Source organism: Paracoccus binzhouensis, assembly GCF_016446475.1.
GTDB classification, from domain to species: domain Bacteria; phylum Pseudomonadota; class Alphaproteobacteria; order Rhodobacterales; family Rhodobacteraceae; genus Paracoccus; species Paracoccus binzhouensis.
On sequence record NZ_JAEHFP010000027.1, the window covers coordinates 15731 to 28816 of the forward strand.

General features: G+C 67.8%; 12 protein-coding genes. 9 read left to right on the forward strand and 3 right to left on the reverse strand.

Annotated features, from left to right (window positions below; translation table 11 throughout):
• Positions 1–11: 11 nt before the first annotated feature.
• Positions 12–1457, reverse strand: coding sequence for an FAD-binding oxidoreductase (locus I9P22_RS08765; RefSeq protein WP_199259140.1), 1446 nt, complete (start codon positions 1455–1457; stop codon positions 12–14).
• A gap of 203 nt (positions 1458–1660) precedes the next feature.
• Here I9P22_RS08765 and proC point away from each other — a divergent pair, with 203 nt between their 5' ends.
• From proC to I9P22_RS08785, 4 genes are all read left to right on the forward strand, one after another.
• A complete protein-coding gene (gene proC / locus I9P22_RS08770) occupies positions 1661–2467 on the forward strand; it encodes a pyrroline-5-carboxylate reductase (protein WP_199259141.1) in 807 nt (268 codons plus the stop codon).
• Between the two features lie 191 nt (positions 2468–2658).
• A complete protein-coding gene (locus I9P22_RS08775; protein ID WP_199259142.1) occupies positions 2659–3261 on the forward strand; it encodes a helix-turn-helix domain-containing protein in 603 nt (200 codons plus the stop codon).
• Positions 3262–3885: 624 nt separating this feature from the next.
• Positions 3886–4293, forward strand: a complete 408-nt coding sequence (locus I9P22_RS08780) for a cupin domain-containing protein (protein WP_199259143.1) — start codon at positions 3886–3888, stop codon at positions 4291–4293.
• 4 nt (positions 4294–4297) lie between these two features.
• A complete protein-coding gene (locus tag I9P22_RS08785) occupies positions 4298–4438 on the forward strand; it encodes a hypothetical protein (RefSeq protein WP_199259144.1) in 141 nt (46 codons plus the stop codon).
• A gap of 811 nt (positions 4439–5249) precedes the next feature.
• Here I9P22_RS08785 and pdxR read toward each other — a convergent pair.
• Both pdxR and tpa read right to left on the reverse strand, forming a co-directional pair.
• Positions 5250–6716 carry a MocR-like pyridoxine biosynthesis transcription factor PdxR gene (pdxR, locus tag I9P22_RS08790; RefSeq protein WP_199259145.1) on the reverse strand — a complete coding sequence of 489 codons (1467 nt, stop codon included), beginning with the start codon at positions 6714–6716 and terminating at the stop codon, positions 5250–5252.
• A gap of 62 nt (positions 6717–6778) precedes the next feature.
• On the reverse strand, positions 6779–8158 hold the full coding sequence (gene tpa / locus I9P22_RS08795; protein WP_199259146.1) for a hypotaurine--pyruvate aminotransferase Tpa: 1380 nt from the start codon (positions 8156–8158) through the stop codon (positions 6779–6781).
• Between the two features lie 344 nt (positions 8159–8502).
• Here tpa and I9P22_RS08800 point away from each other — a divergent pair, with 344 nt between their 5' ends.
• The 5 genes from I9P22_RS08800 (at position 8503) to I9P22_RS08820 (ending at position 13079) form a co-directional block, all read left to right on the forward strand.
• Positions 8503–9714, forward strand: a complete 1212-nt coding sequence (locus tag I9P22_RS08800; RefSeq protein ID WP_199259147.1) for an ABC transporter substrate-binding protein — start codon at positions 8503–8505, stop codon at positions 9712–9714.
• A gap of 66 nt (positions 9715–9780) precedes the next feature.
• Positions 9781–10635 (forward strand): branched-chain amino acid ABC transporter permease, encoded by an 855-nt coding sequence (locus tag I9P22_RS08805; RefSeq protein ID WP_199259148.1) that lies wholly within the window; start codon positions 9781–9783, stop codon positions 10633–10635.
• A gap of 2 nt (positions 10636–10637) precedes the next feature.
• The gene (locus I9P22_RS08810) at positions 10638–11609 is read left to right on the forward strand and encodes a branched-chain amino acid ABC transporter permease (RefSeq protein ID WP_233253291.1); all 972 of its coding nucleotides are present in this window, start codon (positions 10638–10640) and stop codon (positions 11607–11609) included.
• Between the two features lies 1 nt (position 11610).
• Positions 11611–12378, forward strand: coding sequence for an ABC transporter ATP-binding protein (locus I9P22_RS08815; protein ID WP_199259150.1), 768 nt, complete (start codon positions 11611–11613; stop codon positions 12376–12378).
• Positions 12375–13079 (forward strand): ABC transporter ATP-binding protein, encoded by a 705-nt coding sequence (locus tag I9P22_RS08820; protein ID WP_199259151.1) that lies wholly within the window; start codon positions 12375–12377, stop codon positions 13077–13079. The genes I9P22_RS08815 and I9P22_RS08820 overlap by 4 nt, the downstream gene beginning before the upstream one ends.
• Positions 13080–13086: the final 7 nt, after the last annotated feature.

A 13086-nucleotide genomic window follows, 5' to 3' on the forward strand; every position in this document is an offset into this window, starting at 1 on the left:
TTGTCGGGTCGTCAGGCGGCCGGGCCGATGACGCGGTCGCGGTTCATCAGGCCGTCGGGGTCGATGCAGCGCTTCAGCGCGCGCATCAGGTCGAGCTCGGGGCCGGCCTTGTAGCGCTCCATCAGCCCGGTCATGGTCTGGCCGACGCCGTGCTCGGCGCTGAAAGTGCCGCCAAGCGCGATGGCGATGTCGTTGACCGCGTTGCGCAGCTGCGTCTCGATGGCCTGGCGGTCGGGCAGCGCCGCCCAGAGATCATGCGGGAACAGCGCGATGAAATGGATGTTGCCGTCGCCGACATGGCCCACCACGGTCACGAGGATGCCGGGATGGACCTGCATCACCGCATCCGTGGCGCGGGCGATGAATTCGGGGACGCGGGCCACCGGAACCGCCGTGTCCGAGGTGATGCTGACCCCGACCCGCGCATTCGATTCCGTCACGCTGTGGCGGATCGCCCACATCGCCTCGGCCTGCGTCAGGTTCTGCGCGATGCTGCCGTCAAGGACCAGCCCGGCCTCGAACGCCTGCTCCAGGATCCCGACCATCAGCGCGTCGAGATCGGCCGAGGCGGTATCGGCCAACTCGACCATCAGGTGCCAGCCCTCGCGCCCTTCGACCGGCGCGGCGTGGCTGCCGTGGTCCAGCACATTGGCAAGCTGCTGGGCGTTCATCAGCTCAAAGGCGGCCAGACTGCGCCCGGCCTGGCGACGGAACAGCTGCAGAAGCTCCAGCGCCTCGGCCGGCCCGGCGATGCGCAGCCAGCACATGCCGATCGCCGAGGTGGCGGGATAAAGCCGCATGACCGCGCCGGTGACGATGCCCAGCGTGCCCTCGGCGCCAATGAACAGCTGCTTCAGGTCGTAGCCGGCGGTGTCCTTGTGCAGCGCCCGCATCATGTCCAGCACCCGGCCGTCGGGCAGCACGACCTCCAGCCCCAGCGTGTTCGCGCGCGTGGTGCCATAGCGCAGCACCGCCGTGCCGCCGGCATTGGTGGCGATGGTGCCGCCCAACTGGCAGCTTCCCTCGGAGCCGAGGCTGACGGGATAGAGCAACCCCTCGGCGTCGGCCGCCTCTTGCAACTGGGCGATGGTGCAGCCCGCATCGGCAGCGATGGTCAGCCCGAAGGGGTCGACGGCGCGCAGCTTGTTGAGACGTTCGGTCGAAACGATCACCGGCAGGCGGTCGTCGGGCGTCGCCCCGCCGCACAGGCTGGTGTTGCCGCCTTGCGGCAGCATCGGCCAGCCATGCGCATGCAGCAGTTTGACCAGCGCCGCGACCTCGGCCGTGTCGCGCGGCTTGCAGACGCAAAGCGCGGGTGCGTGGAACTTGCGCCTTGCGTCGGTGCAATAGCCCTGGATCTCGGCCGGGTTCTCCAGCACGGCGCCGCGGCCGAGCAATGCGCGGATCTCATCCATCAGAAGCGTGCGAGAGGTCTCGTGCCGGGTCGCAGACGTCATATGATTTCCTCCAGACCCTTGGGGGCGACATCTTCGCGATGCTTCGTCCGCAGAATCGTTCCTTCTGTTCTCCTAGCTCAAATTCTCGAGCAATGATAGAAAAAATTATCGTATAGGAAAAATTAGGCACTTTAGTAGAGAAACTTTATCCGCTAGACAAGGAGCAGGGCTGTCGATGGTCCGCGGCACAAGGAGCGATCCCGATGAAAGATCTGAACGATGGCGGCGTGCTGGTGGTCGGCTGCGGCCGGATGGGCGGGGCGCTGCTGGACGGATGGATCGCGCAGGGATTGCAGCCCGCCAGCCTGTGGATCGAGGATCCGCGTGCCGGTGACCGGCTGCAGGCGCTTGCCGCGCAGGGCGCGCATGTCAACGCCCCCCGGCCCGCCCGGCCCGCAGTCGTGCTGCTGGCGGTCAAGCCGCAGATGATGGCGGGGGTGCTGGCGGATCTGGCGGCGCTGCCCGGGGACGTGCCGATTCTGTCGGTCGCGGCCGGGGTCTCGCTGCAGCAATATGGCGCGGCGCTTGGCGACCGCCCGATCATCCGGGCGATGCCCAATACGCCTGCGCTGGTCGGTCGCGGCATGACGGCGATCATCGGCAATGACCATGCCGGGCCCGGGCATCTGGCGCTTGCGGTGCGGATGTTCTCGGCGGTGGGCGAGGTCGTCGCCCTTGAGACCGAGGCGCAGATCGACGCGGTGACGGCGATTTCGGGCTCGGGCCCGGCCTATCTGTTCCATCTTGCCGAGGCGCTTGAGCAGGCGGCGCGTAGCCTGGGCCTGCCCGGGGCGCTGGCACGGCAGCTTGCCCGCGGCACGGTCGGCGGCGCGGCCGCGTTGATGGTGGCCAGCGGCCGCGATGCGGCCGAGCTGCGCCACGATGTCACCAGCCCCGGCGGCACCACGGCGGCCGCGCTTGCCGTGCTGATGCGGCCGGACGGCCTGTCGAAGCTGATTGCGCAGGCGGCAGAGGCGGCCCGTGACCGCTCGGTCGCGCTGGGACAATAGGTGCGGGGGATCTTGCCCGCGCCTTATCGAGGCTGCGCCGCCACCCTATGTTTACAGGGCATCAGGGCGCGGGAAAGTTCGGAGCGAGGGGAATTCGCGCGGGACAGGGATGCCGCGCAGCGGATAACGTGACGTCGGGAATGCAAGGCTGGAGAGACATGCCGATCGTGAACCAGATTGGTGACATCGCAATGAGGCAGCGCCGCACGGCCCGTCCCCGGAGGGAGCGGCCGCTGGAGCTTGGCCCGCGGCTGAAGGCGCTTCGCAAGGGCCAGCAGCTGACCTTGCAGGAGGTCGCGCGCCTGACCGGGGTATCGACCTCGGCCCTGTCCAAGATCGAGCGCAACGACCTTTCGCCGACGCTGACCACCCTGCAGCGCATCGCCAGCGGCCTTCAGGTCGAGCTGTCGGCCTTGCTGGGCGACGAGCCCGGTCACGCGCCCACCACCGGCCGCCGCAGCATCGCCCGGGCCGGGCAGGGCGACAACCTGAACAACGCCACCTGCAACAACAAGCTGCTTTGCGCGGATCTCAAGGACAAGTGCTTCACGCCCATCCGCACCGTGGTCAAGGCCCGCTCGCCCGAGGATTACGAGGCATGGGGCGTTTCGGACGGCGAGATCTTCCTGACCGTCCTCAAGGGGGAACTGGTCATCCACAGCCGGATCTATGAGCCGCTGGTCCTCTATCCCGGCGACAGCATGTATTACGATGCCTCGACCGAGCATTGCTGGACCTCGCAAGGCGATGTCGATGCCGAACTGATCTGGGTGCTGGGCACGCGGACGGCTTGATCCTCGCAGGCTCTGCCGCAGGCGCCGCGGCCGGGGCGGCCGGCGGCAGATTCCGTCATGGGCCAGCGCTCTTCAGATCGCCATGAAGGTGACCACCCCGCAGGGTGATGATGTTGAGGCGGGGTCCATGTGTTGCCGGTCGCCGGCATCAGGCGAGGAGCAGCCTTGGACGTTCATGCAAGCATTGACGTGCCTCTTGAGCAGAGGCGTGCTTGCATCGTGGAGGGTTCGGGGAAAAGCGCTCGGGAGACGAAAATGGCGAGCGGGCCGGAGGCGCGGTCCCGCCATTCTGCCGAACTCGGATTTCCGGTTGTCAGGATTGGTCTCGAGGCGGGTCCGCTGGCGTCAGTCTCGACGGCCGGCAGATCTGGTTCGCCAGCGGCGAACGGCTGGGGGCGCTCGACCCCGCCACCGGCGCGGTGTTGGAGCGGCTGGAGATGCCGGCGGGCACTGGGGTCTCGGGGCTGGAATCCGATGGTGGCGCGCGGTTCTTCTGCGGCGGCGGCAGCAGTGGCAGGCTGAGGGTCGTTCTGCGCAAGGCGGGCTCTGGGCGCCGGACCTGACAGTGGGGCCTCGGCAGGCTATGCTGTCGGGGTCCTTTCCACCAGCCACCGGGAGGCGGCGATGAGCGACGATCACACCGGCAAGGGCGTCCTGCATCTGCCGCCGGGCGAGGGACGGCGCTACGCCCTCGGCCGGATGACGGCGGTGTTCAAGGCCGACGAGGACGAGACGGCTGCGCGCTACAGCGTCTCGGAATGGTGGCTGGAGCCCGGTGCCGACGGGCCGGGCGCGCATGCGCATGAGGGCAATGACGAGATCTTCTACGTGATCGCCGGCACGGTCAGCTTCCTTGCCGGCGAGGACTGGCTGGACGCGCCGCAAGGGACGTTCCTGCGCATCCCGGCCGGCGTGACGCATGACTTCCGGAACCGCACCGCCGAGCGTGTCGGTGTCCTGAACGTCTTCATCCCCGGCGGGTTCGAGCGCGACATGCCCGCCATCGCCGACTGGTTCGGGGACAATCCCTAGGCCGATGCGCAGCAAGGCCACGCTCACGGCGGACCTTCGGCGGCTTGGCCTGCGGCCGGGCGATCTGGTGATGGTCCACGCCTCGCTGAAGGCGCTCGGCCCGGCCGAGGGTGGCGGGGCCGGGGTCGCGCTGGCGCTGCTGTGATCCACCCCTATCGAATGGGTCCGCCTTGAAGCATGGTTTGGGCCATGACAATTGCGCTTTGCATCTGATATGTGCCTGTCCTGCTGTGGCCGGATGCGCCCTTCGCCACAGCGACCATGCGATGGCGCGGGCGGGCTGGATCCGGCGCTGTGCCCTGTGGCTGGCCCTGCGGCGGCTTTCCTGGATGGACCATCGGATCAAGGGGGCGGGTGCGGCAATGGCGCGATGGCGGCGACTGCCATCATGGCGAAGGCCGGCGTGACCAGGGAAACATGGCGATGCCAGCCGTGCCTACCTGCGCGCCTCGTCTTGATCGCGGTCTCGAAACTGTCTTCGATCGCCCATCGGTGGTCCTCGATCCGCGCCCGTGTCTCCATGGGCGTGCCTTGCGGGCCGCCGGTGGAGAAGAAGGCCAGATCGCCATCGGCGATGCCGCGCCGGATCCACCGGTCTCGTGCCCGAGCTCGCCGGAAGGCAGCGCCAGGTCGGCGGTGGCAGGTCCGCGGCGATATGCTTCGTGGTTCCGGCAATGGCATGAGGCCTGTCCCAGGGGCCGAACGCATGCCTTGCGCCGACCCCGGGGCGCATATCCCCTGCCGGCCCGTCGCAGCGCCATCCCGATATCGCCGGCCCCGTAGACTCCATCGGCGGCTGGCCGGGAAAACGGCACCCGCAGCCCCGACTGCACGTCCCGATGCGACACAGCCCAAAGCTCCGGCATTTCCTCGACATGCCGTCCCGGCATCCCGGACCGCACCCACATCCTGGGAGCCCAGCCATGCGGAGGTCGGAAACAAGCGCCATCGCAAGGCTAGACGGCCGGGTCCCGCAGAGCCTCGGCGATGCGGCGGATGCCCTCGGGGATGCGCTCGGCCGAAATCGAGGAATAGGCGAGGCGGAAGAAGCCCCGGCCACGCGCCGGGTCCGCGAAGAAGGGCGCGCCCGGCTCGATCAGCACCTCGCGCGCCTTGAGCCGCGCTGCCAGGGCCGCGGAATCCACCCCCTCGGGCGCCGCCAGCCAGAAGCTCGAGCCGCCGGTCGCCTGGGGCGAGGCCAGCTGCAGCCCCTGCTGCGCGATGGCGGCCAGCATCACCTCGCGCCGCCGGGCATAGGCGCGGCGCATGCGGTTGGCCTGCGCGTCGTAATGGCCCAGCGACAGGAAATGCGCCAGCGTGCGCTGCATGTGGCCGGGCGGGTGGCGCAGCACCATGCCGCGCAGCGCCCGCGCCTCGGCGATGAAGCGCGGATCGGCCACCAGATAGCCCAGCCGCACGCCTGGGAACACCGATTTGGAAAACGAGCCGATATAGATCACCGCCCCGGCCCGGTCGATGGCCTTGAGCGCCGGCGAGGGCGCGCCGGCGAAGGACATCTCGAATTCGTAATCGTCCTCGACCACGGCGAAGCCCTGGGCCTGGGCGCGGGCCAGCAGCTGCTTGCGCCGGGCCAGCGGCATGGTGGAATTGGTCGGGCATTGGTGGCTGGCGGTGGTGAAGACCGCGGCGACTCCGGGCGGGATGGCGTCGGGCGGCAGGCCGCGCGCATCGACCGGAACCGGCAGGATGCGGGCGCGGCTGGCCAGCAGGATCTCGCGCTGGCCGGGATAGGAAGGATCCTCGACGGCGCAGGAGACGCCGGGGCGCAAGAGCACCTGCGCCACCAGCCACAGCGCGTTCTGCGCCCCCATGGTCAGCAGGATCTCGTCGCGCCCGGCGCTGATGCCGCGCCGGGGCAGGATCTGGCGAGCGATGTGATCGACCAGTTCCGGGTCGTCGGCGTCATAGAGATCGCCGGTCAGGCTGTCGAATTCGCGCCGCCCCAGCGCGCGCATGGCGCAGTCGCGCCACGCGGCATGGTCGACCAGCGTCGGATCGGCCTGGCCATAGACGAAGGGATAGGCGAAGCGGCGCCAGTCGCGCTCGCGGTCCGTGCGCTGCGCGCGGGCGAAGCGGCCTTCCAGCTGGCTGTCCCAGTCGAAGCGCGGCGTGTCCGGGGCGGGGGGCTCGGCCTCGAGCCGCCGCTCGATGCTGTCCGAGATGTAATGGCCCGAGCGGTCGCGGCTGGTCAGGTAATCGGTCGAGACCAGTTCCGCGAAGGCCTGCGCCACCGTCACCCGCGCCACGCCCAGATGCCGGGCCAGGGCACGCGTCGAGGGCAGCTTCTCGCCCGCGCGGAAGCGGCCGGCGGTCACCGCGGCGATGATCTGGCGGCGCAGCTGCACCTGCAAGGGCAGCCCGGCGGCATGGTCCAGGAAGAAGGCGTCGGGAGGGATGGGCATGGCTGATCCGCGGCGGCTGTCGGAAGATCACTCCCCCGAATGCCGCCGCGGATCAAGTCCCGTCAGCCAAAGACCTTGCTCAGCGCCCGGTCGATGGTGTCGGTGATGCGGTCGATGTCGTCCGCCGTGGCGATCAGCGCCGGCGACAGGCAGAGCGTGTTGTTGAAGCCCGGCAGCGAGCGGTTGGTCGCGCCGATGATGACGCCCTGCGCCAGGCATTCGGCGACCACGGCCTGCACCTTCTTCTCGTCCATCGGCTCCTTGCTGGCGCGGTCGGCGACCAGCTCGGCGCCGCAGAACAGGCCCTTGCCGCGCACGTCGCCGATGACCTTGTGCTTCTCCATCAGCGCGTTGAGGTTCGCCAGCGTGCGCTCGCCCATGGCGACGGTATTCGCCAGCAGGCCCTCGTCCTCGATGATGCGCATGTTCTCGATCGCCGCCACCGGCCCCGAGGTGCAGCCGCCGAAGGTCGAGATGTCGCGGAAGAAGCTCATGCCGTCCTCGGGCGCGTCCTTGAACATCTCGAAGACGCGCTCGGTGGTGACGGTGCAGGAGATCGCGGCATAGCCCGAGGCGACGCCCTTGGCCATGGTGACGAAATCCGGCTGAATCCCGTAATGCTGATAGCCGAACCAGGTGCCGGTGCGGCCAAGCCCGCAGACCACCTCGTCGATATGCAGCAGGATGTCGTATTTGCGGCAGATCTCCTGCACGCGCTGCCAATAGCCCTCGGGCGGGGTGATGACGCCGCCGCCGGCGGTCACCGGCTCCAGCACGATGGCGCCGACGGTATCGGGGCCCTCGCGCAGGATCACCTCCTCGATGGCGTCGGCGGCGCGCTCGCCGTAGTTTTCGACGTCCCATTGCTTGCGGTATTCAAGGCAATGCGGCACCCGCACGAAGCCGTCGGGGAAGGGGCCGTAGGCGATGGCGCGCTGGTCCTGGCCGCTGGTCGCCAGCGTGCCGATGGTGGTGCCGTGATAGTCGCGGTCGCGATAGAGGATCTTCCATTTCTTGCCGCCATGGTGGCGTGCCGCGATCTGGCGCACCATCTTGTAGACCTTCTCGTTCGCCTCGGAGCCCGAGTTCGAGTAATAGACCCGGCTCATGCCCGGCATCTTCTCGATCAGCTTCTGCGCGAAGATCGCACCCGGCACGGTGCCCGCCGCGCCGGCGTAATAGTTCAGCTTGACCAGCTGGTCGCGGATCGCATCGGCGATGCTTTCGCGGCCGTAGCCGACGTTGACGGTCCAGACGCCGCCCGAGACGGCATCGAGGAATTCGCGCCCGGTCGCATCCCAGAGCTTCATCCCCTTGCCTTCGACGAAGACGCGGGGGTCGATGGTCTCATACTGCTTGTGCTGGCTCAGGTGGTGCCAGACATGGGTGCGGTCGGCCGCGACCACATGGGACATGTCGTTGGGATTCAGATCGAGCGTCATGGCCGGACTCCTGCGGATAAGGGCGTTTCCTCCTGACTGCGCCCGAATGCGGCAAAGGGATAGAGCCAGATCGGGCGCATAGATGGGGCCAGCTGGGAAGCTGGACGGCTTTGCGGACCGAATCGGCGTGGTCGGTTGCGCGGAAACCGGCGCTTGCCGCGGCCTGTTTCTGCGAATGCGAGATTCATGCTGCGCCGCAGATTTTGTTTATTTCATTGTTTTGTATGAAAAATATCAGGATCTCTATGACAAGCATCGTTATAGACAGATAATCCTATCTATACGTATAGTTTTGAAAGTTGCCGCATCAGACAAATGCAACGCCAACAACAGGGTTTCCTCTCATGCTCAATCGTCGTCGCTTCCTGACCACTTCCACGCTGGCCGCCGCCACGCTGGCCGCGCCGGGCCTCGTCACCCGCGCCCTCGCCCAGGGCGAGGCGCTGAAGATCGGCGTGCCGGTGCCGATCTCGGGCGCCTTCGCCGCCAACGGCAAGTTCGCCACCATCGGCGCGCTGATGGCCGCCGAAGAAGTCGCGGCCGCGCATGGCGTCGCGGTCTCGACCCTCGACCTCGATACCGAGGGCAAGCCCGCCACCGCGGTGCGCAAGGTCCAGGACGCCATGGCGCAGGAGGGCGTCAAACTGTTCGCCGGCGGCATCCTGTCGTCGGAATCGCTGGCCATGGGCAAGGAGATCGAGCGCGGCGGCGGCGCCTTCATGACCACCGCCGGCGCGGACGAGATCACCGGCGTCGACTGCAACAAGGCTACCTTCCGCTGGTCGGTGCCGACCTATGGCGCGATCAACGAGACGGTGCGCCCGATCATCGACGCGCTGCCCGATGCGAAGAAATGGTACACGATCACCCCGCAATACGTCTTTGGCGACGGGTTGCTGAACGCCGCCAAGGACGTGTTCGCGGAAAAGGGCATCGAGCATGTCGGCAACAGCTATCATTCGCTGACCGACAAGGAATTTTCCGGCTACCTGACCAACGCCATCGCGGCGCAGCCCGACGTGCTGCTGCTGCTGAACTTCGGGGCGCAAAGCTCGGACACGCTGCGGCAGGCGGTCAGCTTCGGCCTCAAGCAACGCATGACCATCGTCGTCGCCTGGGCCTCGGGGCTGGAGCAGTTCGAGGCGCTGGGGCCCGACATCTGCGAAGGCGTCTATTTCGGCGCGCAATACTGGCACGGCGCCGACTCGGCGCTGAACCGCGAGCTGGTCAAAAAGGTGCAGGAGAAGCACGGCTTCAATCCGAACTATTCCTTCGCCGGCTCCTATATCTGCGCGAAGCTGCTGCTGGAAGCAGCGGTCAAGGCCGGCTCGCCCGAGGGCGGGGGCGTCGCAGCGGCGCTGGCCGGGCTGAAATACCAGGGCCTGACCGGCGAGGAGGAGATCCGCGCCGCCGACCACCAGGTCATCAAGGATTACTACCTGCTCAAGGGCAAGGCCAAGGCCGACATGGCCGACAAGGACGATTACGCCGAGATCATCAGCGCCGGCAAATCCTTCCTTGCGCCCGAGGATGCCGGCTGCACCATGCCCGCCTGATCCCCCGCCTCCCCGCGCGGCCGCCGGTCGCGCGGGGCCTTTTCGCCCGGTTTCAGGGAGAAGCCCGTGATCTACCTTTTCCAGGTTCTGAACGGCATCGGTCTGGGGATGCTGTATTTCCTGCTCGCCGTCGGCCTCAGCGTCATCTTCGGCCTGCTGCAGTTCGTGAACTTCGCCCATGGCGCCTTCTACCTGCTGGGCGCCTATCTGACCTATGACCTGACCACACGCGGCTTTGGCTTCTGGGCCGCCATGCCGCTGGCGACGCTGATCGTCGCCGGCATCGCCGCGCTGATCGAGGCCTTGCTGCTGCATCGCATCTACAAGCTGCCGCATACCTTCCACATCCTGGTGACCGTGGGCCTGGCGCTGGTCGTGCAGGAACTGATCATCATCGCCTGGGGGCCGCTGGGCGGCTCGGTGCCGGCGCCCGAGGGGCTGCAGGGCGTCGTCATCCTGGGCGATTTCATCTATCCGCAATACCGGCTGTTCACCATCGGCTTCACCGCCGTGCTGGCCGGGCTGCTGTGGTGGCTGCTCGAGGGCACGCGGCTGGGCGCCATCGTGCGCGGCGGGTCCGAGTCGCCGGCGAACATGGCGCTTCTGGGCTACAACACGCTGCGCATCAACACCGCCGTCTTCGGCTTCGGCGCCGGGCTGGCCGGGCTGGCCGGTGCGCTGGCCGCGCCGATCCGGGGCGTCGAGCCCTTCATGGGGATCGAGGCGCTTTCCGTCGCCTTCGTCGTCGTCGTGATCGGTGGCATGGGCAGCTATACCGGCGCGCTGGTCGCGGGCCTGCTGGTCGGGGTTGTGCAAAGCGTCATGACCACGCTCTGGCCCGAGGGCGCGCGGCTGATGATCTATGTCGGCATGGCGCTGGTCATCGCGCTGATGCCGCGCGGCCTGCTGGGGAGGGCATGAGCATGAACCCGCTCGACAAACCCTGGGCGCAACTGGCGCTGGCGCTGCTGACCGTCCTGATCCTGCCGCTGTTCCTGAAATCCGGCATCCTCGCGACCGAGATCCTGATCTTCGCCATGGTCGTTGCCGCCTGCAACCTGCTTCTGGGCTACACGGGGCTGCTGTCCTTCGGCCAGGGCATCTTCTTCGGCATCGGCACCTATGCGGCGGGGATCTGCCTGACGCGCTGGTCGGTCCCGGTGCCGCTGGTGCTGGCCGGCGCGGCGGTGCTTGGCGCGGCCACGGCCACGCTGGTCGGCTGGCTGTCGATCCGCCGGCAGGGGGTCTATTTCGTCATGCTGACGCTGGCCTTCTCGCAGCTTTTCTACTTCATCGCCTATACGTTCAGCGGCCTGACCGGCGGCGATAACGGGTTGCTGGGCGTGCCGCGCCCCTCCATCGGCGGCACCGCGCTGGATGCGCCCTGGTCCTATTACACCTATGTCGCGGTCTGCTTCGTCGCCGTCTTCGCGCTGCTGGTCATGGTCACGCAATCGACCTTCGGCCGCACGCTGCTGGCGATCCGCGAGAACGAGGGGCGCGCGGCCGCCATCGGCTTCCCGACCCGGCTGTTCAAGATCGAAGCCTTCGCCATCTCGGGCGCGGTCACGGCCTTCGGCGGCGCGCTGCATGCCATGCTGATCGGCGTCGCGCCCTTGTCGAACATCGAATACCACACCAGTGAGCTGATCCTGATCATGACCATCATCGGCGGCAGTTCCAGCCTGTTCGGCTCGGTGTTGGGGGCGGGGTTCTATCTGCTTCTGGCCGATGCGCTCTCGACCGTCTGGCCGCGCTGGCTGCTGCTTCTGGGGCTGGTGCTGGTCACGGTGGCGCTGTTCCTGCAACGCGGACTCTGGGGATTGGTCGAGCGCGGCTACGACCTGGCCTTCCGCCGCGAGCGCGCGCCCGAAACCCCGGCCGAGGAGCATTGAGATGACCGACATCGCCTTGCAGACCCGCGGCCTCGGGGTCAAATACGGCACCTTCCACGCGCTGGCCGAAGTGGATCTGCAGATCCGCCGCAACTCGGTCCATTCGATCATCGGCCCGAACGGTGCCGGCAAGACCACGCTGTTCCACGCGCTGACCGGACGGGTGCGGGCATCCTCGGGCCGGATCGAGCTGGACGGGCGCGACATCACCGACACCTCGGACGACGACCGGGTGCGGCTGGGGATCGCGCGGTCCTTCCAGGTCACCAGCCTGTTCCCGAACCTGGTCCTGCGCGAGAACCTGCGCTTGGCGGCGCAGGGCCGGACGCCCTGGCAGGCGCTGGCGCCCTGGCGGCGGGCGGAATCGAATGCCGAGGCGCTGGCCATCGCCGACGAGGTGATCCAGCGGCTGGAGCTTGGCCCGGTCGTGAACCGGCTGGCGGGCGAGCTGTCGCATGGCCAGCAGCGCCGGCTGGAGGTCGGCATGGCCATGGCGGCGCGGCCTCGCGTCATTCTGCTGGACGAGCCGACATCCGGCATGGGCATCGACGATATCGAGGCGATGAAGCAGCTGATCCGCGACCTGGGCCGCGACCATACCGTGCTGTTCATCGAGCATAACATGGGCATCGTCATGAACATCTCGGACGTGGTCACGGTGATGCGGCTGGGTCGCAAGCTGGTCGAGGGCACACCCGCCCAGGTCCGCGACGACCCCGAGGTGCAGCGCGCCTATCTGGGCAACATGATCACGGGGGACATCGCATGACCGCCGCGCTGAAACTGACCGAACTGCACAGCTATTACGGCAAGAGCCACATCCTGCAAGGCGTCACGCTTGAGGTCGGGCAGGGCGAGATCGTCACCCTGCTGGGCCGCAACGGCGCCGGCAAAAGCACGACGCTGAAGACCGCCGTGGGCCTGATCGCGCCGCGGCAGGGCCGGGTGGAACTGGCCGGCCGCGACGTGACCGGCCAGCCCGCGCATCGCATCGCCGCTGCCGGGCTGTCGCTGGTACCCGAGGATCGCGGCATCTTCCAGCTGCTGACCGTCGAGGAGAACCTGCGCATCGCCCAGCGTCGCGGTTCTCCCTGGGCGCTTGACGACATCTATCGCATCTTCCCGCGGCTCGAGGAGCGCAGGAAGAACGGCGGCGGCCAGCTTTCGGGGGGCGAGCAGCAGATGCTCTCGATCGCCCGCGCGCTGCTGAACGGCCCCAAGGTGCTGATGCTCGACGAGCCGGTCGAGGGGCTGGCCCCGATCATCGTCGAGGAGATCGTCGCCCAGATCCGCCTGATCCGCGAGGCCGGCGTGCCGATCCTGCTGGTCGAGCAGAACCTGGCCGTCTGCAGCCAGCTTGCCGACCGGCATTACATCCTGGAACTGGGTCGCATCGTGCATTGTGCCACGGCTGCGCAGTTCCGCAGCGACCCCGAGACCATCGACCGCTATCTGGGCGTCAAGGCGTAAGGAAAAC